General features: G+C 36.9%; 24 protein-coding genes. 4 read left to right on the forward strand and 20 right to left on the reverse strand.

The genetic code is table 11. From position 1 onward, the window contains the following. Positions 1-49: 49 nt before the first annotated feature. Genes KH400_RS16105 through KH400_RS16125 form a run of 5 tightly spaced genes read right to left on the reverse strand, consistent with a single transcriptional unit; the run spans position 50 to position 3072 of the window. Entirely contained in the window at positions 50-628 is a 579-nt protein-coding gene (locus KH400_RS16105) for a hypothetical protein (protein WP_217226318.1), read from the reverse strand. A gap of 20 nt (positions 629-648) precedes the next feature. Next, complete coding sequence (locus KH400_RS16110; RefSeq protein WP_246589723.1) at positions 649-1170, reverse strand: restriction endonuclease; 522 nt, start codon at positions 1168-1170, stop codon at positions 649-651. Positions 1171-1205: 35 nt separating this feature from the next. Then, entirely contained in the window at positions 1206-1532 is a 327-nt protein-coding gene (locus tag KH400_RS16115) for a single-stranded DNA-binding protein (protein ID WP_217226319.1), read from the reverse strand. A gap of 60 nt (positions 1533-1592) precedes the next feature. Continuing rightward, positions 1593-2321, reverse strand: coding sequence for a hypothetical protein (locus tag KH400_RS16120; RefSeq protein WP_217226321.1), 729 nt, complete (start codon positions 2319-2321; stop codon positions 1593-1595). A 13-nt stretch (positions 2322-2334) separates the two neighbouring features. Then, positions 2335-3072 carry a helix-turn-helix transcriptional regulator gene (locus KH400_RS16125; protein WP_217226322.1) on the reverse strand — a complete coding sequence of 246 codons (738 nt, stop codon included), beginning with the start codon at positions 3070-3072 and terminating at the stop codon, positions 2335-2337. Positions 3073-4092: 1020 nt separating this feature from the next. Here KH400_RS16125 and KH400_RS16130 point away from each other — a divergent pair. Together KH400_RS16130 and KH400_RS16135 are read left to right on the forward strand one after the other, a co-directional pair. Continuing rightward, positions 4093-5178 (forward strand): hypothetical protein, encoded by a 1086-nt coding sequence (locus KH400_RS16130; RefSeq protein WP_217226324.1) that lies wholly within the window; start codon positions 4093-4095, stop codon positions 5176-5178. A 70-nt stretch (positions 5179-5248) separates the two neighbouring features. After that, entirely contained in the window at positions 5249-5728 is a 480-nt protein-coding gene (locus tag KH400_RS16135; protein WP_217226325.1) for a hypothetical protein, read from the forward strand. 450 nt (positions 5729-6178) lie between these two features. Here KH400_RS16135 and KH400_RS16140 read toward each other — a convergent pair whose 3' ends face one another. The 4 genes from KH400_RS16140 to KH400_RS16155 form a co-directional block, all read right to left on the reverse strand. Beyond that, positions 6179-6328: an aspartyl-phosphate phosphatase Spo0E family protein gene (locus KH400_RS16140; RefSeq protein WP_217226326.1), complete on the reverse strand. Its 150-nt coding sequence runs from the start codon at positions 6326-6328 to the stop codon at positions 6179-6181. A gap of 977 nt (positions 6329-7305) precedes the next feature. Beyond that, a complete protein-coding gene (locus KH400_RS16145) occupies positions 7306-8454 on the reverse strand; it encodes a phosphoribosyltransferase (protein ID WP_217226328.1) in 1149 nt (382 codons plus the stop codon). A 24-nt stretch (positions 8455-8478) separates the two neighbouring features. Then, positions 8479-9351 (reverse strand): DNA-processing protein DprA, encoded by an 873-nt coding sequence (locus KH400_RS16150; protein ID WP_217226329.1) that lies wholly within the window; start codon positions 9349-9351, stop codon positions 8479-8481. A gap of 509 nt (positions 9352-9860) precedes the next feature. Beyond that, positions 9861-11327, reverse strand: a complete 1467-nt coding sequence (locus KH400_RS16155; RefSeq protein ID WP_217226330.1) for a stalk domain-containing protein — start codon at positions 11325-11327, stop codon at positions 9861-9863. Between the two features lie 124 nt (positions 11328-11451). On the opposite strand from KH400_RS16155, the gene KH400_RS16160 reads away from it, so the two are divergent. Beyond that, a complete protein-coding gene (locus KH400_RS16160) occupies positions 11452-12285 on the forward strand; it encodes an ATP-dependent DNA ligase (protein WP_217226331.1) in 834 nt (277 codons plus the stop codon). A gap of 129 nt (positions 12286-12414) precedes the next feature. Here KH400_RS16160 and KH400_RS16165 read toward each other — a convergent pair whose 3' ends face one another. The 4 genes from KH400_RS16165 to KH400_RS16180 form a co-directional block, all read right to left on the reverse strand. Continuing rightward, entirely contained in the window at positions 12415-12747 is a 333-nt protein-coding gene (locus KH400_RS16165) for a YolD-like family protein (protein WP_217226332.1), read from the reverse strand. Next, positions 12744-13976 (reverse strand): DNA polymerase IV, encoded by a 1233-nt coding sequence (locus KH400_RS16170; RefSeq protein ID WP_217226333.1) that lies wholly within the window; start codon positions 13974-13976, stop codon positions 12744-12746. Before KH400_RS16170 ends, KH400_RS16165 begins: the two co-directional genes overlap by 4 nt. Before the next feature lie 169 nt (positions 13977-14145). Continuing rightward, positions 14146-14634 carry a hypothetical protein gene (locus tag KH400_RS16175; RefSeq protein ID WP_217226335.1) on the reverse strand — a complete coding sequence of 163 codons (489 nt, stop codon included), beginning with the start codon at positions 14632-14634 and terminating at the stop codon, positions 14146-14148. A gap of 13 nt (positions 14635-14647) precedes the next feature. Then, positions 14648-15007, reverse strand: coding sequence for a response regulator (locus KH400_RS16180; RefSeq protein WP_217226336.1), 360 nt, complete (start codon positions 15005-15007; stop codon positions 14648-14650). A gap of 325 nt (positions 15008-15332) precedes the next feature. Here KH400_RS16180 and KH400_RS25345 point away from each other — a divergent pair, with 325 nt between their 5' ends. Then, a complete protein-coding gene (locus KH400_RS25345) occupies positions 15333-15968 on the forward strand; it encodes an RsfA family transcriptional regulator (RefSeq protein ID WP_217226337.1) in 636 nt (211 codons plus the stop codon). 41 nt (positions 15969-16009) lie between these two features. Here the strand turns inward: KH400_RS25345 and KH400_RS16190 are convergent, their stop codons facing one another. The 7 genes from KH400_RS16190 to KH400_RS16220 all read right to left on the reverse strand — a co-directional run bounded on the left by KH400_RS16190 (position 16010) and on the right by KH400_RS16220 (position 20918). Further along, complete coding sequence (locus KH400_RS16190; protein ID WP_217226338.1) at positions 16010-16495, reverse strand: hypothetical protein; 486 nt, start codon at positions 16493-16495, stop codon at positions 16010-16012. Positions 16496-16500: 5 nt separating this feature from the next. Continuing rightward, entirely contained in the window at positions 16501-17049 is a 549-nt protein-coding gene (locus KH400_RS16195) for a DUF6036 family nucleotidyltransferase (protein ID WP_217226340.1), read from the reverse strand. 24 nt (positions 17050-17073) lie between these two features. Further along, a complete protein-coding gene (locus KH400_RS16200) occupies positions 17074-18852 on the reverse strand; it encodes a phosphoadenosine phosphosulfate reductase domain-containing protein (protein WP_217226341.1) in 1779 nt (592 codons plus the stop codon). A gap of 64 nt (positions 18853-18916) precedes the next feature. Continuing rightward, complete coding sequence (locus tag KH400_RS16205; protein ID WP_217226342.1) at positions 18917-19792, reverse strand: hypothetical protein; 876 nt, start codon at positions 19790-19792, stop codon at positions 18917-18919. Between the two features lie 103 nt (positions 19793-19895). Next, positions 19896-20195, reverse strand: a complete 300-nt coding sequence (locus KH400_RS16210) for a hypothetical protein (protein ID WP_217226343.1) — start codon at positions 20193-20195, stop codon at positions 19896-19898. A 37-nt stretch (positions 20196-20232) separates the two neighbouring features. After that, positions 20233-20628, reverse strand: a complete 396-nt coding sequence (locus KH400_RS16215; protein WP_217226344.1) for a hypothetical protein — start codon at positions 20626-20628, stop codon at positions 20233-20235. A gap of 74 nt (positions 20629-20702) precedes the next feature. Then, complete coding sequence (locus KH400_RS16220; RefSeq protein WP_217226346.1) at positions 20703-20918, reverse strand: hypothetical protein; 216 nt, start codon at positions 20916-20918, stop codon at positions 20703-20705. Positions 20919-21153: the final 235 nt, after the last annotated feature.

Consider the following 21153-nt stretch of genomic DNA (forward strand, 5'->3'; position numbering starts at 1 on the left):
TTAACTAATATCTGTCTGTTCAATAAGTGCCTGTTATTTATTAATAGAATTACTTAACCAAATGCTTTGGCAAATGATTGCTACAATACCATAATTTGATTCCATTATCTCTCAATATATCAACTTCTTTTTGTGTTAATTTAACTTTACAAACCATGCAGGATTTATTCTCATTTTGGTTACTAGAAATTTCGCTAGATTTTGGTTTTACTTTATTTCCTGTATGCGAATTCTTCCCAAGATTCACCCAACCCATCTGAAAGTGATCACACGCATCGCGTAAGGCATCTTGGGCCGCAGCACGAATCGCATATTTAAGGTTCTTGATCTTCCCCTCTGGAAATCGTTGAAACGTCGCAAAACCGGTCCCATCGCGCTCAGCATCAACTATCTTTAATGTACCAGTGATTTGAACTTCGTTTTCACGCTCATAAATGATCGGTTCGCCTTTTAACGACCAAGACCAATACATGTCTGCGACTTCTTCAAGACGTTCCTCGTAGGCTTGTGCAGGGATGTATTGGCTGTGAGGATTATTGTTTCGTGATTGAACGGTTCCAGGAGGGAATGGCTCTCGTAATTCCCTAACTATGTCTTTATATAATTGATTGTTAGAATATGTATCCATTATTCAAACATCCTTGTCTCTTAACTAGCTTTTTTATTAAGAAGATCAATTAACTGATCTCTAGGGATTAATTTTACGCCATTCTTTTTTGCAAGTTTTTGAGCTGGTGAAGAAAAAGTGTTGTTCGTTATGACCCAAGCATGATTAGCATTGTAATAGTTTTTCGCTGCATAAACCTCTTGAACAGCTTTAATACCAACAGCATTTTTCTTATAACGTTTGGCTTGTACAACTATCTTCTCGTTTCTTTTTTTAATAATGAGATCGGCACCATAATCACGAGATTTCGGTGTGAACTTTACATGATATCCATCATCCCTAAAGTGAGCACCTAAAAATTCTTCAAACTGTCTTCCGTTCATCTTATCTACTTCTAAAATGCCAGATGATAATAACCTCTGGTGATACAACCGATCTCGAATTATTCCTATAACAGTGGCAATTATAACCATTAATATGAGTGTTATTAGAAAAACTAGAATTAAAGGATCGGTGAAAAGAATATCAACCAAGATATAAAAACTTCTAAAAAAATTTTCCATAAAACACTCCTTAAAGTCTGTAGAACCACGGGTTATTATTTAACTTTTGCTCCAAACTTGATTTGTTCCGCATGAAGCTCGATGAATGTCCTTTTATCCCCTTGTTGATCAGTCCCATTTCTAGACCGGATCTTCCCATCGATGATCACTTCTTGTCCCTTTTCTAAATTATTGGCGCACCGTTCCCCATATGCTCGCCAAACAAGGACGGGGATAAAATCAGCACGATCCCCTTTCTTCGTTTGATAGTCTCGATCTGAAGCCACTGTGAAGCGACAGATGGCGACTTGTGATTCGGTATAATGTAGTTCGGGATCAGCGACCAATCGTCCCGATATGGTTACGCGGTTAATGTCTACCATTGTTCTCTCACCTGTCCTTTGTAACCAAAAATGTAATAGTTAGTTCGATGATTATAAAATCTATGATTCAAATAGTTTCAACGCATCTCCTAAAAAATGCTGGGCCTGACGTACATTTGTCTCCGCCGCATCCGCAATTTGCTTAAACACTTCGTTGCCACGAGGTTGAATACGGTACTCACGCTTAAAGCGACGTTCACTCCCCCACCGACCAAGGATTAAGGGTCCAGTTTCATCCTCTTCCATTTCATGAGCGATATTATAGATAAAAGCTTTACTGCTTGACCATCCGAATCGGTCTTTAATGTATTCTTGAGTTTCGCTAATGACAATGACGGGCTGATTCATCGCTTGTTTTAGTAGAACATAGCGAACGACGTCTTTGACTGAGACAAGTGTACTGAAAAAGTTGCGGTCTTCATCACTAACCTCTCCAACGGGTACGGCTTTACCGGTTCCAGAGATCTCATAGACAAAGCGGTCGGCTACTTTTTTAAGGGCAAGAAACCGATCCTTAAATTGCTTGATATAAGAGTCGTAGAGTTGCTTTCCTTTCGTTGTAACCGTATAGACCTTGTTTCTCCCTTCCTGGTAAGCAAGGACGATTTCATGGTTATCTTTGAGTTTGGATGCTGAGACAAAGAAGTGATTACGGCTATGCGGTTTGTGAGGAAACTCTCGATGCAAGGACTCATACATGTCCGACACACTTTGATCAAACCGTTGCAACTCTTTTAAGATAAATAGTTTGTAGAACTCTTGTTGAGTAAGAGCTTGTTGTTTTTCCATTATGTTCACCACCTTATGGTTGCATTTTAACGTCCGCTTGTTCATGTAAGATGACCGATTGTTCTAATTCCTCCTTGTTTGAATAAAGAGTGATCCATTCGTTTTTAATGGCCATGACAATGGCTGCTGTACGATCAGGCACATTGAGTTTTTTGATTACATTTCGAACATGCGTATAAACGGTATGTTTGCTAAGGAACAGAGTTTGAGCGACTTCATCATTGGTTAAACCATTGCATATGAGGTATAGGATGATGGTTTCTCGTTTAGAAAAGAGCTCATTTTTTAGAGGCAAAGGCTCACGCTTCCATTCAGGGTTCTTTGGTCCATGTATCAATTGCAGACATTCATTCCAGATGAAGGGCAAGGAATGCTCATCCAGATAAGCATATCCTTGATGGATACATTCTTTCAGACGACTAAAGACTGAAAAGCTTTGATCTAACGTGAAAAATCCATCAGCGCCTTCGTAAATGAACGTCCTCACACACTCGTTATCCATCAATTGTGATAGCACATAGATGAATGTATTTGGATGAGATTGACGAATGGTATGAAGGAGAAGAGTGGTCTTCTCGCTCCCTTGAACATCATGAATCACGAAAGCATCCATGTGGTTATCCCCCGACACCTCAGCATCTTCTATTTTTTTCGACGACAAGCTAGTGACTGTAAACTCTTTTTGAAAATAATTTCGGAAGTGAGTTCGTGTTGTAAGGCAATCAGAAATCATCGTAATATTCTTTTTCATCTTAAATTGATTCTCCTTACTTCTATATTGTTCCATTATTATATAGTCTTATAGAGTATACATTCTACACACCACCTCCTAGTTCCTCCCTTCCCATCCAAAAAAACACACAAATTTCGACATGCGGCTCTCCACCCCTCCATCGCTATTCACACTCATCCTATTCCTTCAGCAACCATTCCAAGTGCTTGTTTTACTAGGTACGTTTTCAATTTATTGTTACGTTACGAAGTGACTGAGTACGTACACATTTACTTTTTGGTTTGATGGTGTGGGTGGTCGTTCGCGTGTGGGATGGGGTGCGATGAGTTGAAAGGTTATGCTGTGCATATTGGGAAAAGAATAGAGGGTAGTTAGGGTGAATGGATGGATAAACGGATAGAAGTCTATGCGTGGTGGGGTAGCATGTGAGCATAGGCAGAGGATGAGAGGGAGGAGATGGGATGTGGGGTATGGGGTATAAAGAATTATAATACATACTCTAAAAGACTATTTATCAAGGGATTGAATTATATGTCTCCTATGTTTAGTACTGATTTGTCATTAAGAGCCTTCTTCGGTTCACTTATTAAAGATTTAGTCGCCGTTAGGTGATTCTGGGTACGTTTCGTATTCGTGGCCATATTCTATAAACTGATCAAGAGGCTTTTAAACCCAGTTCCGATGGTCTTTTTCAATATTTTTTGAGTGCACCTTTTTTCTTGTATCCTTTGACCTTTTCATCTGACATAACAAACAACGTCCTCATAAATTTTGGTAATACGTACAGCCACTAACACATGGTCATCTCCTTCCACACAAACTAATGTATTGAATCGAACCAATGCTAGGATGTTCGGCAACATATGTCAAATAGGAACCGTCATCGCTTTTTTCCTATGAACAAAAAAGATTTTATTTTGCGAGTGGAAGATATCCGTAGTTTTTATTTCCTGTAGTTGAAAATATAACCAATTTAGGTTGATAGTGGTAAATAAAATGTGTAAAATGAACTCGTATTAATAGATTAGGAGGGGTATTTTGTTAAAAAAAGCAATATTTTCTATGGGACTAGTTTTCGCTCTATCTTCTATTGGTGTTCTTGCCAGTAATGATGAAACGAGAAAATTGGAGGAATCAGGGTATGTTAATGTTATTCAACATACGGAAGAACGAATTTCTGAAGAGTTAGTAAGCACCATAGAACAAAAAGGGCTTCCTGTTGAAGCTGACGTTGTTATAAGTGAAAATGGAGTTAGTGGGAATATCCGTGTTGATTCACAAGAAGGCAAAACTACGTATCGCCTATCGTCTAAAGAGGAATTTGAAGAAAACGGATATACTGGTTATCGAGGAGATGTAAATAAAGGGGAACTAAAATTTGAACTGTTTCTTTTAGAGGGTGATGAGGCATCAATTAATATTTTCGAAACAGATGATGAGAATAACAGAATTAACCCATTTACAATTCATTTAGATGGCAGCTCTGTTTCAGGTAAAAAAAGAGAAGTAATAAAAGACGAGTTAAATCCAATGTTTCAAATTTCAAGTAAGTCAAATTTTGATACATTAATAGGATTGTCTAAAAAAGGATTAAAATTGGAAGTTCAAGGGTATAAAAACCGGACAGAATCTACTCCTTGGATTACAAGATTATGGACTAAAGAAAGTGACGCAATTGATTTGGCTGAACAAAGTGAAAATGAGATTACTCGTGTAGGTATTTATAGAGCGTTCTCAGAGGGTGATGCACCAGCTTATTCTACTTTTAATTCAATCAAACCTGCGGATGACAGCGATGAAACTATGACAATCCCTTTTACAATAAAAGGTGAAGACTTTGAGATAGATGTAAAAACATCAGATACAGATGTTACTGAACCAGGTTATTCCAATCCTCAATCAGTTGAATATTATTGGTGGTTAAAAGGTGCAAGAAACTATGAAGAGGGTAACAATGATGAAGGTATATTAACCCAACAAGATTACATATTCAATTCAGATACTCCTCGTAACTCTTATGGATATATTGAAGTGGATGTAAACACTTGGCTGAACTACGAAATTGTTGGTAACTATCGAGAATATGTAATAGTAGATGGTAATGTAACTGTCTGGTATGATTAATGAAAAAAAGAGTGTTCTTTGAAACACTCTTTTTTCTAAAAATAAACTGTATGTTAGGAGTTGCAATCAAGTGATAAAAAAATCAATAATAGGAATCCTAGTAATTGCAACTTGCATCATGGCGTTAACTACTGCATATTTTGCAAAACAAAACATTGATTTAAATAATAAAATAACCAGCATCGAAGAGAGAATAATGTTTCAGCAATTAAGAAGTTTAATGTTATCATTAGATGACATAGAAAATGAGTTAGGCAAAAAGGACATAGACCAAACCAAATTAAAGGATTCTCTTCCTAAACTAGAAGTTATTTCATTTATGGATGAAGACGTTAATCGTTCTTATCAAGTTTTTATTCAAACATTGAATAAAAACTTAAATTATATTACCTCGGATGATCATAATTTAGAAAAGTCCAGTTCATTACATGATTCTATAGAAGATATCAACATTCAATTAGGAGAGATTTTATATCCCCAAAACACTTCCTTTGATACTAATAATAAACACATAATCGAGATATTCGAAAATTTTGTAAATGATTTTTAGAAACCTGAAAAATTCTTTTGAACTATCCTTGAGTAAGTCATGAAGCTATGTAGTATAGTTTAGAACACCTTGAACAATTAATGTACCAATTCTCCCGCAAATAATAAGAAAAATTCCGACATAAAAACTGGGAGGCATTGCATTTAATTACTGTTGTAAATACAAGTCTGGTTGGACAATGTTAGTGGAAACTGAGGAGCTTTAAAAGTCTATTTAATCAGCTATAATAAATGAATTCCATTAAGAACCTATTTCGACACGACCTTAAAAACAGCCGATTTCTAATTAGAATCCGGCTGTTTTTCGATCAGTTATATGCTCCGAATCATCAACGAATTTGTATCACTCTATCATGTTCTTCTTTCTGTCATTTCATCCGAAAGATAGTTCTTGAAAATGACCTCAAACACACTCATTGCTAACAGTTGCGACACTGGTTCATCTGCCACTTTAGTTCATCATGTACTCGTTTAAAAGTGCATCTAAGTATTGGCTATATTCCAATGTCTTTTCGTGGCCTAAACCATAGTTCAAACCGTAGTTCACTAACTTCTCTCTCATCATATCTATTTCTTCTAGTAATCGCTCACTTTGATTCATAACTAACTATGCCTCTCAAATTTTATTTCATGACAGTTTTAAAGATACGAAACTTATTTTAACAAAAATATCATACTAAGGATAGTGATAGATGGAGATATATTGTCAAAATTGTTCTATTTATTATTAAGCTTTTAACAATTATATGAGTGATTGATCGAGCAACAAAACAATCACAGTTCGTCATACCTAAAAAGGCCCGATGAGGATAACGTGATCATTCATCGAAATCAGTTATGATTGCACTGGTCCGACAAACGAGAAAAAGACAGCCGCCCAAAGCTATCCTCTTCTCTTCCCTCCTTCCCCCTTCTCACTGTCGCATTTCCCTTTCGACAATTATAATTTAGCAGGAAATGTATTTAGAATCTGTGCTCGAATTCACAATTATTAAATTAATTTGCAAAAAGGGGTAACGTCAGGAAATTGCGTATTTGCAACGTTAAGCAAAAAGAGCATAGAAAGATTCTTTCCTTTAAGTTTAGGAACCGATCTTTTAAATAAAGCAGTTACCCGTTCGTACGTTAAGTACATTCTTTCACAGAGTTAGTCAGATAATGTAATTTGAATGCGCAGTACACTGTGCAACAAATGAATCAGCTAAATTTATGTATTTTCTTGTTCAATTAAATACCGTTAATTGAAGATAGAAACAATTAATTATGTGCTTTCTCAATCCAATTATTAATTGACTTAGGCTCTTTATTAGTTGTTCATCTTGTTCCACTAATAAACTTAGTTAGTTGAAGAACCTCTTTCTTATTTTCAACAGAAATATCTACCAATGCGATTTAGATTTAATAAATAAGAAATTCGTTCGTTAAGATAATTGTCATCGTTTTTAACATATGGATTAGCAAAAAGAAGCAGTCAAAATCATATATGAATCTGACTGCTAATTAACATCTTATTTAACTTTTTGTACTCGAAAATAGAAACTGTTAGTATTTAGAATCCGTATCCATAAAAAGTATTCATTATCCATTTAGAATTTCATAAATACGATTTACCTCATCTCTTGCTTCAGGGTCATATGTACCTACTAAATTTCTTCTAGAAACAAGTTCATAATTATATCCCGGTTTATTAATCCTACCCGTTAAGTTATAAACTTCTTGTTGATATACTCCTTGAGACCCTCTTCTATATCGGCCTAACGCCAATAAGATCACTTTTCTTGCACCTGCTTGAAGCAATAAGTTTCTTGCTGATTCAAATGATATACCATTGGTCAGATAATCATCCAGAACACAAACTACTTTACCTCGAATTCTACTTGAGTTGTAGTATGGATTCAGAATTACCGAGTCAAAGTGTTTTTTACACCCTTGATTCAAACGGGTATCTGGGGATGTATTGCGACTTTTTTCTACTTTTGTATGTCTAATAAATAAAGGCTCAGTCATTCTTCTTCCTGTTAAATAACGACATCTTTCTTTTAATTCTTCTAGCTCCTCATTTACTGTACCACTGGATGTTGGGAAAGTCCCCCATAACTCAACATTTCGCAACTCTGGATTTTTCATAACGCCAGAAATCAAATGAAAGTACAGAGTATTGAAATACTTTCGATCTCCAGCTTTTAATAATCCTTCAAAACCGTCTAAGATTTGACGCTCTGTATATTCTACATCCCTATTCATCGTATTCGCGGAAGTTAATGCCAAAACTTGAGTTGCATCAGGAACTTCTAACTTGAAGTACCACTTATTTTGGTTTGCAATCAGTCTAATTGCTTCGAGTAACTGGAATGGTGTATTAAGTGTTATACCGTATCGTGCCGGTTTCTCATCTTGCTTTACACTCCACCCAGGATTAATGATTAACATTCTCTTGTTGGCAGCTAGCACTAAGTCATCATTACTGCTCCCAACTAAGATATAATCTTTTGCATTTGTTTCATCAACAATTACACGAATAAATCTACGAAACTCGCAACGAACATCAAATTGAAAATTTTTTTGGAAGAATCTTTGCATAATTGCAATACTTTGTTGATCATGAGAAATTACAATTAAATTATGACCTTCACTATTTAATGATTCAAAGAGCTCCTTAATACCGTCATACATCTGGAAACTTTCATTAAAAACAGTAAGTCTAGTTAACACAACATTTTTTTCCAAGCCCTTACCTCCCCTTTGTAAATATTAGATATGTAAGTCAGTTATGTTCTTATAAATCCTTGCCGTATTACTATTTAGGATTTTCTGAACACCAGAAGACTCGTTGTTAAAACAATAGAGAGGTCTGTTTTGTTTATATGCAAATCGCGCAGTGTGCATAGTACCACTTTTCTCTGAGCACTCTGCTATCAAGACAGCATTACTTAAACCAGAAATGATTCTGTTGCGATCGACATAATTAGCTTTTCTAAAGAATGATCCTCTTTTATAATACTCACTGATTAATAAACCATCTTTATCAATTATTTCGTTAGCGTCAGCTATGTGACTTTTAGGCGTTATATTGTCTAAAGGTGAAGGAAGTACAGCTAGAGTCTTACCTTTATTTTTTAATGTACTTCGATGTGCGTGAATGTCTGTGCCTAAAGCTAGACCGCTGGCTACCACTACGCCAGCAGCAACCATTTCCTTGACACTCTCTTCTATTTGTTTTAACGTATGATTTGTTGGTTTTCTTGTTCCGACAATGGAACATATAAAATTCTCTTCTAACAAACTCAGATTACCCTTTGTAAAAATAAGAAAAGGAGGAGACGAAATTCCCTTTAACATTTTAGGGAATTCCTTATCATAATAAAAGAAATAGTGTATTTTTTTTATTGAGAACTCAATTAACAGCTTTGATATGTAAGCCTTGCTTTTATCAACAGATTCTTTGGAAGAAAGTAGGTCAATATCTTTATCACTAAAAGCTCCTAGTGAAAATTGCACACTTAGAAAATCTCCTTCGAGAATCTCATGTACCTGTTCTTCATTGGCTTCCTTATATATTTTACTAAGTGCAGACAAAGAAATACCCAGGTCATATAACACGAAGATCGCTTCCTTGAAATTCATTATACCTTCCTCCCTAGTCCGAACAAGGACCTATCACCCATTTTATACCATTTGATAATAAATTTGTGGTTTTATTCAAAAAAATTTTTATGTAGAGGGTTTGTATCCTCTCTTTTATTAATTCTTCACTTTTAGGATAACTTTCCTTTAACTTAAAACCAACTATTTTAAAATCCCATGATTTGAAAATCGTTTCATTCCAAAATATGGACCTATTGTAACACCTACACGACAAATAAAACCTTTTTAATAAAGTACTTTATTTCATGAACAAAGACATTTGTTGCCCAGTAAAAAGTCTACTACACAGTAAAGACGATGACTTTCTTAATCCACATTACTGCCCACTATTACCTTTTTCATAAGGATTCAGCTTACACTGAACCGCTTAATTAAGTAAGTCTTACGTGGAAACACCCCTTTAGAAAATCCAAAGGGGTAATACTACGCGACATTATTTTAAATCTGTGTGATCTTTCATCTAATCCGGTATCAGTCTGTTACACTTATTATACCGTAATTTCATCTTTCATATCTGCAAAACGACCTTCTGCAATCCCACTCACATTCATGATTTGCTCAATACGCTCAAATGGACCATTGTTTTCACGGTATTCAATGATTCGCTTTGCAATAGCTGGACCAACACCCGTAATTTCTTGCAACAATTCCTTATCAGCCGTATTAATGTTAATTAGACCCGTATGCTCCTCTGATTCATCAGCATCTTTTTTTGCATCATCGATTTCGATCGATTGAGGTTCCTGATTCGTTGAATAGTTCTTTCCATTAGTCGTTACGATCAAGTCCCCTTGCGTCGCATAGTACATTTCGATGTTCATGGCTGCCATACGTTGAACGACTTCATCATGAGGATGACCATAGGCATTACCTTCTCCAAATGAGAAGTATGCAATCTCTGGCTGAACATGGTCAAGAAACAACTGAGTAGATGAAGTGTTTGACCCATGATGCCCCACTTGATAAATCTGTGCGTTCAACTGATCACCATAATGATTTACCATGTCAGATTCTAATTCCGTTTCAGCGTCTCCTGTAAAAATGGCACTAAAATCATTATATTCAATGTATAACGATACGGAAAAATCATGTGCGTGTCCAATGCTGTTTTCGTCTGCCCCATCCGTTAATACAGTTATATCAATGCCTGGGTCTAAATCGATTGTAGCACCTCTCTCAGCAACTTCAAATCCGATATCGTTGTCATAAATGAAATCAAGATAATTCTCAAAGGTAAGTGTCGTATGTACATACCCACTATCTAAAACGTTTTTCACTTCAAACTCATTAAATACATCGATAAATCCACCAATATGATCTTCATGAGGATGTGTAGCAACGGCGTAATCAATGGTCGTTATACCAGCTTTCTTTAAATAGGAAACGATCTTCTCCCCTGCTGAACGTGACCCAGCGTCAATAAGAAGTGTCTTATCATTAGGTAGAATGACCAATGTTGAATCACCCTGTCCTACGTCTAGAAAGTGGATCTCCATATCATCATTTGTCACTACAGATGATCCATCGTTGCTCGATGATGTGATATTTACTGTTTTTGTCGATTGATCCCAACTGACTTCCGCCCCTAATGCTTCACTAACAAAGCGTAAAGGAACCATTGTGCTGTTGTTAACGATTTGCCCTGGTACCGATAACTGGTGTTCTTGATTGTTAATCGTAGCGGTCCCGGACCCTATCACTAACTCTATTGTTGTTTGATCTTGAGTAGCTGTCACCTTTTGTTCTAGTTGATTCCAATTTACATCCGCACCTAATGTCTCGAATATTCCTCTCAATGGTACTAAGGTACTTCCGTCTTTAATGACCGGCGGTTGACTATAATCCTGCGCAACGTCATCAATAATGACGGATACACCTTGCGCTTGCGCATCTTGTGGCAAAAGGATCATTAGAGCCATTAAAGGTAGTAAACATACCTTTGCTAACTTGTTCATGCTTTCCCCTCCCTTGTTTTCTTTCTCTACTTACTTTTACAAATTTCCCCAAAATCCTTTTAAACTTTTCTAATTAATCTATATTAGCTGTAACATAAGGGAACCTCTAACATGAGGTGATCGAATGATTCGACCGATGCTTCTAGAAATGGTTAATGAGCCTTTCGAGGATGATAATAAACAATATGCTGTTGAGCTAAAGATGGATGGTTTTAGGGCTATTTATAGTACCTATAACTCTAAGGTTAGCATTTATACAAGACATCAAAATGACGTAACTACGATGTTTGATGAGAAACAAATACTTTCTATTCCCTCAGACACGATATTAGACGGTGAGATTATCGCCCTTGATAACCAAGGGAAACCTGATTTCGAGGCGGTTATGCGTCGATTTCGGACTAGACGATACTCAAAGACAATCCCCGTTCAGTATGTTGTTTTTGACGTCATTTACTACAAAGGAAAACAAGTGACATCCCTGCCGTATCTTGAAAGAAAGGCATTGTTAGATACGATCATTCCACAGGATACGAACAAAATAGCAAAAATCAAGTGGATGATTGGAAATGGGAAAAGCTTTTTCAATCTATGTAAAGAGAATCAATTGGAAGGGTGTGTTTTTAAGGACATTCATTCTACATATGAGATAGGAAAAAGATCGAGCAGCTGGCTAAAGTGTATCAATTATTCTTATTTAGATGTAATCATCACTGGGTATAAAAAGGGGGTGTTCGGCCTTATCCTTTCAGATATCAACGACAAGCGTTTTCTTGGGGTGATGGAGTTTATGCCTACGAAGGACAGAAAACAATTCTATCAAATGGTTAAAGATATGAAGAAAGAAGAAAAAGACCAGATCGCTTACATATACCCAGGTGTTAGTTGCCGAGTTAAGTACAGAAATCTAACAAAAAATGGTTTGCTGAGGATTCCATCGTTCGTAGAGTTCCTATAGTCATTTTACTTAAATTCATTACTTTATAAACACGATTAACTTTCCTCATCATACAATTAGAACAATAAAACTATAGGGTTGAGACAAAATGGGATTTAGTCATTCGTCGGAGCTAGTGCTCCGACTTTTTTAGTCAACTTCAATAATCTTATCGAATGATAGGATTAAGTGATCTTCATCATTAATCAGTTTTATTGTTTTAGTAACCGGGTCCACTTTTGTCACCCACCCCCAAAAACTCGTCTCACCAAACTGTTCTGTATATGTGACCGTAACTGCGTTGTCCAGTTCAATCGACTCCATCAGGATGCGATTCATTTCTTCAAACTGGTCTTCATCTAACTCAGGAGGGGTATATTCCTTTTTTTCAAGCTTCTTTTTCATTAATGCTTCCTTGTGTTCCGGTAAGAACATACGACTTGACTCCCAAAGAATGTTCCCTCTTCTTAACTCTTCATTCATCGATAATGTCCTCCAATCTTTTCAGCTCTTTCAAACGCTTGCCCTGCCGCCTTTAATGATGATGCTCTCATGATGGCTGTCGCCCCAAACCGATCTTTAATATGATCCATCACATAGCCAATCTCACGTTTGTTTTCACGGTTTTCAAATAGGCTCAATTGCCAAGCATTATCACGACCAAAACTGGACATGTTAACACCGATTCTACGAATGGGCTGACGATCCCAATGTTTAAGAAATAGCCTCCACGCATACGTGAACATTTCCATTGTATTGTTCGTGGCATCAAGCAGCTTCACTTGCCGATGAAACCCCGTTGGATGATTGAAATCGGCACCGCGACTACTAACCGAAATGGTTGAACCCATCACATTGGCATCTCTTGCCCTACGACATACTTCTTCACATAGTTCAAGTAGTACTACCTTAATATCATCTTCCGTCGAATAGTCTCTAGGTAGCGTCAAGCCATGACCAATCGCCTTTTGACCGTCGTGAGAAGTTGTAGTAACTGGTGAATGGTCTTTACCATTAGCGGTCATCCAGAGAACTTGACCGTTCACTCCCCATTTTTTCTTTAGCTGCTCTACTGGAAAGTTTGCCAAATGCCCAATCGTGCGAATCCCTAATCGTAAAAAGTGACGTTCCATACGACTTCCAACGCCAAACAACTTCCCAACTGGTAATGGCCACGCATGTTCTTTTAAGTTACCTTCCGTCAATTCAAAAATCCCGTTCTTATTTTTTTTAGCAAAATTGTCGCACGCCGTCTTAGCTAAAACCTTATTAGTGCCTATCCCGACTCTGGCTCGAACGCCTGTCACGTCCATAATTTCTTTTTGCATCTGCCTTGCGATAGAGTGAGGACCACCGAATAGTCGTTGGCTACCAGTCACGTCAACAAACACCTCGTCGATGGAAAACGGCTCAACTAGATCTGTGAATTGTTCAAGAATCTCAGTGATCTGCAAAGAAACATCAATATACCGTTGCATACGTGGTCGAACAACAATCGCTTCTGGACACTTTTGTTGCGCTTCCCATAACCTTTCACCGTTTTTTATCCCCTCTCGTTTAGCTAACGGACATGCAGCTAAAATGACGCCCGAGCGACGTTCAGGATCACCGGAAACGACGACTGGTCTGTCTCTGTATGTAGAGTTATCAGCTTTCTCCACACTGGCATAGAAGGATTCCATATCGACAAGAAAAATGACCTTTTTTTTCATAACCACGCAATCCACCTTCCGAACAGAACTTATGTTCTTTTATTATATACGAACGTGGGTTCTTTTAGAAGTGGAAATAAATACATTATTAATGATTTATTATTGATCATTCTCTTAATGCATATAAAAATGGACCAAATACTATATTTGATCCACTCATAAACGGCATTTATTCTGCTCCACCTAGCGTCAATGCTTTAAGTTGTTCCACTAGTTCAGTCTGGATTTCTTTGATTTTGTGATAATCATCATATAGAGTATCTCTATTCATTTCACTCTCTTCATTAGCTTCTTCTAATGTTTTTAAGAACAACTGATGCTGATCATTCACAAGTCTAATGACGTCCCGATGAAAGTCGTACAATGAGTTATCAACTGTATACAACTGATCATCTAACCCAGTACCTATCTCTCTTGATTTAGGTACCATGTTCTTTACAATGCTAGCAAATTGATTTTCGGAGACCTCATTGGTATACAGTTTGTCAAGGTTTTCTCTATATTGTGACAACAATTGATTAGACTCATCGATAATTTCTTGAAATGATGTAACGTAGTTATTTACAGAGTTCGACTGTTCTTGGGAGTCATCCGAAGAACCGAAACAGCCAGTTAATAGACTAGTAGCTACCCATAACACTAAAATTATTTTTTTCATCCGATCTTCCCCCTTATCCTAACGCCTTCTGCACAGCTTCGTTAACTCGATCTTCCTTTAAAGGCTTTACAACAAAATCTGAAGCACCTGCCTTAATGGCATCTACGACTTTTCCTTGTTGACCCATTGCAGAACACATAATAACTTTCGCATTTGCATCGATTTCTTTAATCTTTTTTAACGCCTCAATCCCGTCCATCTCTGGCATTGTTATGTCCATTGTTACTAGATCTGGTTGTTCCATTTTAAATTGCTCTACAGACTGCAACCCATTCTCAGCTTCTCCCACGACTTCATGGCCAGCTTGGGTTAACATATCTTTTAATTGCATCCTCATGAACATTGCGTCATCAGTTACTACGATTCTTGCCATACATTACTCCACCCTTCTATTTATTTTCATTTTTAGACACAAACACTAGCATATTAATAGATCAACTACATACCACCCCTCAAACAACAAAAAGCCCCACTGAGAGCATAGAAAACTAAACAACTTTCGAAAGTTGTTTTTTCTACACTACCAGTGGGGCGTCCCATCTATTGGTAATATTCCATTAATAAAATCGTATACTAATACAAACTCATTTGTCAATCACATTAAAATATAGACCCATTCGTATAACTAGTCTTCGATTTGACCATTACTATTGGTAGCTAAAAAAGACGGAAAATCAGTTGAACAAGGAGTGAAATATATGACTAATAAGAAAAAAAGAAGTGATAGCTGGACACATGAAGATGATTTAATGCTAGCCGAAACGGTATTGCGACATATACGAACAGGAAGTACTCAATTACGTGCGTTTGCAGAAGTGGGAGAAAAACTAGAAAGAAGTTCATCCGCATGTGGTTTTCGTTGGAATCACACGGTTCGCAAACAGTATAAATCGGCGATGGAATTAGCGAAAACGCATCGAAACAAATTGATAAAACGTAAAAAGGCGAATGATAGTGATCAAGAAGAGGACATCGTTCAAACAGAAATAGATGAGGCAACTACGATCAACAGCGATAATAACGTTACGTTTACCGCTACAACTAATGATAAAACATTTTCAACGATCAATATAGAAGGATTAACGGAAGAACAGGCCTCACTTGTGAATCAGATCATTGAGAATCTCGTAAAAACTGAACGAGAGGAAGACAGAAAGAAACGGTTGAATGAGTTAGAAGAAGAAAACAAAGTACTTAAGAAACAACTAAAAGATATGAAGCAAGAGTACGATGAGATTAAAGAAGACTATGAAGGGTTTATGAAAATTATAGGTAGAGCACAACGTAGAGGGATTCTAGAAAAAAGCGACAACAACATAAAAGAGAATGCTTAATAAATAAATCCGAGCACCTCAAGAATGAGATGCTTGGATTTTTATTTTAAATTTGCAAATAAATTATTCATATCAACCGCTTTCAAAACATTCTGTCGGTAAGTTTGCCTCTCTTTTGAGTCGTTACGTCCAGATTCATACTCATTAACCAATGTAGTTAAAAACTTTTCAAAATCTTCGGCTAAGGCATTCGAAGACTGATGATAGACTACGGTATCATTTTTGAAAAATTTCAGCTTTAACAACCTCGCTAATTGAATGGCTTCAATTCGATTCATTTCATTTCTTTCCACTTGCATTAATGCTTTTAAAAGACCATCCTTTAGTCGCCGAACAAAATAAGTCCTAGAAGACAAAAGGGAAAATTTATTGAAATACTCTCTATTAGATAAAGCATAAAAAACAAAAACTTTTCTGATTCGGTGGTTCTTCCGGCTAATTCTCAACAATTCCTCAAAAGAATAATCACCACCAGCTAAATATTTTTGTTCTTGTTCCACTTTTTCAAAGAATGTTTTTAAGTCCATTCTTATCACTTCTTTCGTTTTTTAAATTCGTTACGCTTTTCTAATATGTTCTCAAGACTATTATACCGATTCATTGGAAAAAATACATCTTTTTTATATTCTTCATACATATCCCATAATTTATTCATATTTGCTTGATCCAACAATTCTGTTTCAATCAAATCTTTTTCATCCTGCTCAGATTGACGACTAGAAAATAATTTAGAGATAATTAAGTCCTCAACTATTGGTACACGAACGACTAAATTTTTAAGAGGAATACTTAAAGGTACCGACCTAGGATAAAAATCTTCAAATGGAGGAACTTCCATTACACTTCTCATATTTTCATTTACAGAGAACTGATGTAATACTTTACGTACCCGTAAGTCTTCTTTTTCTAGGTTAATGATAGCATCTATATCACTTGTAAAACGATTACTATCCCTTAACAATATTGCAGTCCCCCCAAAAATAACAATCTCGATTTTTTGTGAGATATTCATATTCGATAACTCATAATCTAGATTGATTAAATTTTCGACTACATCTCTAGAAGTTCTAAATTTCTTCATCGATAAACATCCTCCTATAATTCTTTATATAATCTCCAACAAATCAACACAGTAATCCATATCATTGTCTTTGCGATACGGTTTTACCGTTTCGTATCCTAATGTCACCAGTATTTGATTAATCTTCTGTAAGCTCTCTATATCATACTCTGGGTCTTTCACTAACTCCCTAGCAGCATCGTAATAACGCTTGGCAAATGCATCCCAATCCATTGGGGGTTCATTCGGCACTTGCGGTTCATAGATCCAATCATCAAGGTATTGATTTGCTTGTTCTTCTGTTTGGATATCACGATGACAAATGACAAATATGCCGACGTTCCATGCGAATTGTTCTTTCTCTCCCATATCAACATTAGAGAGGAAGTAATAAATACTCTCGTTCTTTTTCTTCTTTCTATCATTTAGGTATTCGATCAACTCGTCACGTCCCTGTGAGAAATCACGATTTAACGTAAAAACAGGATAAGGATTCGTTGTTTCCCTTATATTTAACGATCCGTCACCTTCAAGAACTAATGCACCATCATAGGTGAAGTCTTGAGCTGGACAATCTTCCAACGATAGGTTGTAACCCTCGTCTTGCCACGTCTCTATAATTGCGTGTACAACTTCATCACGTATCAACGTTTGACCAATAACCTCTTGAATATAAAGCAACTTTTGCAACATCAACTTTCTGCCTTGGATCGCTAATGATCCTGGTTCGTACTCTGTATCATTAGCACGATCATAAGTGTCATATTCGCGAAGCTTTTTATTTTCAAAGTAATGAGATACATTCGTATCAACAACACTTGAAAACAGATCCATATGCTGGTTATCACGCTGATGGTTCAACCGTTTCTGCTGCTGTTTCACCTTATTACGTTTGACAGGCTCACGGTAACGAATATCGTTTCGGAGTTGCATCATCGTCTCTTTCCATTCTAGTAAATACTCCATATCCGAGTACCCCTCATCAATCAGCTGATAGAGCATTTTATCTTTCTTCACCATGCTACACGTCCAACAACCGCTTCTTGAATTTTTCGAACCACAAGATGATTCCTGCTGTGAACTATGTTGAATGCCACACTCAAGAAAGTTCTCACCATATTGAATCTGCATGTCTTGAACTTCGATCCCCCAAGGAAAGATGTGGCGTTCAGCCAGATAAAACCAAAGCTCGTCAGATGTCACAAATCGAATAGGATTATAGACTCGGATTTGATTCGGATAATCAGAATGACGTGAAAAACTATCATCAATTTGATGCTTTTCAATAGATGACTTGCGCCTTGCCGATTCTTCTTCTCGTACACCTAGTAGCATATAACAATCGTACTCATCAACTTCACCATTAAGTTCCACCATTTCAACCGAGCGATCCAACTGTGACAAGATCTCTTGTATCTTCTGTTGCGTCGGCTTCTGTTTCAATCGGCTCGTACACCATCTGCCTAAATTACTAACGGGTGTTGGATTCCCTTTGGCTAACGTCTGATAGAAATAGTCGTTCTCAACATCAGGGTAAACTAAATGTCCAACCATAGGCAGTTTATTAGCCATTGCATAGTCATTCACCGATTGATTGCTACGACGAACAAAATCACTCATCATTGGTGTTTCCGCTAAGGTATCCGATGTAATAAAATGCACCTTTTTATTCCTTTGATGGGTTGGCAAGTCCTCTAACATTTCACAAACCAATGTAGCTAGAAAGCTAGAGTCTTTCCCGTATGAAATCATCAACATCCATTCTTTTTTATCTAGTAAATAAATCTCTCTTAAATGTTCTTTAATCACCTGTATTTTGTCCATAATACGCCCATACAATATAAGAGAGGAAAGCCCCCTCTTATACCTGAGGGCTCACCTCCCTTATCTATTCTTCTATTTGCCACAAAATCCCGTTCAACTCATCTGTATTAAACTTTTTCTTATAGATATTAATGTTAAATCGATTGCTATCTTCACCTACATAGTTACGTAAAACTCCCCATTTCCCGCAGAAAACAAGAAAATTCTTAAACGACTTTGCATTCTCTATATAATGCGACAATAGGTGTTTATAAAAGGTGTAATCACGCTTGTTCAATTGACAAAGCAGGTGCATGTCACCCTCTTTCTCAATCCAACGCAGTGTTCTAATCTCATCAAATTTACTCTCGACTTCAAATAATGAACAGTCAGATTCAAAAATATCTTTTAACCACTCTTTTACTGAGCGAGGAAACTTATAGATATGCCCATCCTTTTTAAAGGATTCGGCAGCCTCTTCCTCTGTACTAATTTCAATAAGAGCATCATCCCAGGCCTGACTAATAAGTGGATGGTATTCATAGGAGAGATGCGGATACTGATTGGTAAACCACCACTTGTAACAATCGAGTCGCTTTTCGAATGGTAACAGTTTTAACGCTTTTATAAGACGTTCCTTCACATCAAGTTTCGATGGAGGACAATAGTCATCGTCATGACCGATTTTTACCCATTTGTTGCGGTAAGGGTTAATCTCCATAAAAAAGGATCGATCATCCTCCTTAACCTCGAAATAGTAGAAAACCTCGTTCCCTTGATCACGACCATCCCAAAAACCTTTAGTAACAAAGATTCCTTCTCGATACTTCCCAAGATTATCTTTAAAACGGACAATATCACCAGTAACCAGTTGATCTGGAGTCATTTCTTCGTCCGATTCTTGTTGCAATTGCTCCATTTCAATGTCTTCAAACACCTCAAATAAATCGATATGTTCCATATTTATATCCCATCAACAGAATGAGAGGAGATCCCCTCCGCTTCTGCAGATGGGAAATCCCCCCTTCTATTGATTTATCATTCTTACTATCGCTATCTTACCTCTAGTAACACGTGTTACACTTACCGATACGGTAGCCATGTTCTTCAATAAATGCCTTATCCTCTTTGCTCAATTGAAATGGAGCATCGATCACTTCATATTCTTCCTCACATGACGCACAACGCTCAATAAACCATTCTGTAAAGGTGATTTCAGCAAATCCACCACATCGTGCACATGGCCTTTCATAACAAGCTATAATACCATGTTCAGAATGTGCATTCATTAAAAACTCTCCAATCCCATGACAAGCTGGGCAAGTATCTACTCGCTCCGTCACTTGATATACCGTCATATTCATTTCAAATCATCCTCTCTAAAAAGTTCAAACTCTCAAATTAACGCCAAAAGTTCAGATAGACATTGATTTGGTGAGCCATTGCTTCAACTTCTCTTACGCTTGGTCTGGCAATATACCAATCAGCTGTCCCTTGCCTGCAACAATCTTCAACGATGGAAAAACCACCATTGTAGTCGTTCCGTTCATCATCCCGTTTCTTCATGTATTCATCGAATAAGAAGACATGTGATGTGATGCAGCCGTTTGTTTTATGAATGATCGATACTGAAAATCCTCGATAGGTTCCATGAACACCATTGGTGATGACATAAATTTCAGCATTTACGTACTCATTCAAAGACCAAACCCCTTTTTTGTTAAACCAGTGGATCTCTTGACTACCTTCAACACTCTCGAAAAACTCTCGATTAAAACTCTCAAAATCTACACTCATAACAAAACACCCTTTCTAAAATGTTCAATAAAAAAAGCACGAACCTAAAATCATAGATTCGTACTTTCCATCTCTCATGGTTTTTGCAAGGCTTCATGCATACGAAGCACAACCATAGCCAAATTAAATACTCCCCATAAAACTAGTGCTACAATAAAAACAAATGTAAGTCCTAGCTTTACTAGCGTGTAGGGTGTCATGAACATAAACATAAGCACCACAAACGCCATACAACCCAATAAAACATTCCCCAACGTCAAACGTTGTTTAAAATCTTGACGATTGTACATAGAATCAACTCCTCTCAATATGAAACTATATAAACACACGATCAAAGACCGTGGTGTCCACCCATTTCGTAAAAGAACGCAAAAAAGCGCCCTTTCAGAACGAACGTAAATAGACAGACTTGTAGTGTGTGCTAGTCTGTTCTAAAAAAGTTCACTCCAAAAGAGCGCGTTGAAATCAAAAACACATGCTGCAGACATCGCTTGATGTCGCAAGAAATAAAGTAAATAAGATAAT

The organism is Desertibacillus haloalkaliphilus (genome assembly GCF_019039105.1).
GTDB lineage: Bacteria > Bacillota > Bacilli > Bacillales > KJ1-10-99 > Desertibacillus > Desertibacillus haloalkaliphilus.

Bases quoted from the DNA above. Each gene is read 5' to 3' on its own strand.
- KH400_RS16215 (WP_217226344.1), bottom strand. From the start codon at position 20,628: ATGAGTGTAGATTTTGAGAGTTTTAATCGAGAGTTTTTCGAGAGTGTT.
- KH400_RS16140 (WP_217226326.1), bottom strand. From the start codon at position 6,328: ATGAATCAAAGTGAGCGATTACTAGAAGAAATAGATATGATGAGAGAG.
- KH400_RS16150 (WP_217226329.1), bottom strand. From the start codon at position 9,351: ATGAATTTCAAGGAAGCGATCTTCGTGTTATATGACCTGGGTATTTCT.
- KH400_RS16180 (WP_217226336.1), bottom strand. From the start codon at position 15,007: ATGGCAAGAATCGTAGTAACTGATGACGCAATGTTCATGAGGATGCAA.
- KH400_RS16190 (WP_217226338.1), bottom strand. From the start codon at position 16,495: ATGGACTTAAAAACATTCTTTGAAAAAGTGGAACAAGAACAAAAATAT.
- KH400_RS16115 (WP_217226319.1), bottom strand. From the start codon at position 1,532: ATGGTAGACATTAACCGCGTAACCATATCGGGACGATTGGTCGCTGAT.
- KH400_RS16165 (WP_217226332.1), bottom strand. From the start codon at position 12,747: ATGAATGAAGAGTTAAGAAGAGGGAACATTCTTTGGGAGTCAAGTCGT.
- KH400_RS16170 (WP_217226333.1), bottom strand. From the start codon at position 13,976: ATGAAAAAAAAGGTCATTTTTCTTGTCGATATGGAATCCTTCTATGCC.
- KH400_RS25345 (WP_217226337.1), top strand. From the start codon at position 15,333: ATGACTAATAAGAAAAAAAGAAGTGATAGCTGGACACATGAAGATGAT.
- KH400_RS16210 (WP_217226343.1), bottom strand. From the start codon at position 20,195: ATGAATATGACGGTATATCAAGTGACGGAGCGAGTAGATACTTGCCCA.
- KH400_RS16195 (WP_217226340.1), bottom strand. From the start codon at position 17,049: ATGAAGAAATTTAGAACTTCTAGAGATGTAGTCGAAAATTTAATCAAT.
- KH400_RS16125 (WP_217226322.1), bottom strand. From the start codon at position 3,072: ATGAAAAAGAATATTACGATGATTTCTGATTGCCTTACAACACGAACT.
- KH400_RS16220 (WP_217226346.1), bottom strand. From the start codon at position 20,918: ATGTACAATCGTCAAGATTTTAAACAACGTTTGACGTTGGGGAATGTT.
- KH400_RS16160 (WP_217226331.1), top strand. From the start codon at position 11,452: ATGATTCGACCGATGCTTCTAGAAATGGTTAATGAGCCTTTCGAGGAT.
- KH400_RS16200 (WP_217226341.1), bottom strand. From the start codon at position 18,852: ATGGACAAAATACAGGTGATTAAAGAACATTTAAGAGAGATTTATTTA.
- KH400_RS16205 (WP_217226342.1), bottom strand. From the start codon at position 19,792: ATGGAACATATCGATTTATTTGAGGTGTTTGAAGACATTGAAATGGAG.
- KH400_RS16120 (WP_217226321.1), bottom strand. From the start codon at position 2,321: ATGGAAAAACAACAAGCTCTTACTCAACAAGAGTTCTACAAACTATTT.
- KH400_RS16175 (WP_217226335.1), bottom strand. From the start codon at position 14,634: ATGAAAAAAATAATTTTAGTGTTATGGGTAGCTACTAGTCTATTAACT.
- KH400_RS16105 (WP_217226318.1), bottom strand. From the start codon at position 628: ATGGATACATATTCTAACAATCAATTATATAAAGACATAGTTAGGGAA.
- KH400_RS16155 (WP_217226330.1), bottom strand. From the start codon at position 11,327: ATGAACAAGTTAGCAAAGGTATGTTTACTACCTTTAATGGCTCTAATG.
- KH400_RS16110 (WP_246589723.1), bottom strand. From the start codon at position 1,170: ATGGAAAATTTTTTTAGAAGTTTTTATATCTTGGTTGATATTCTTTTC.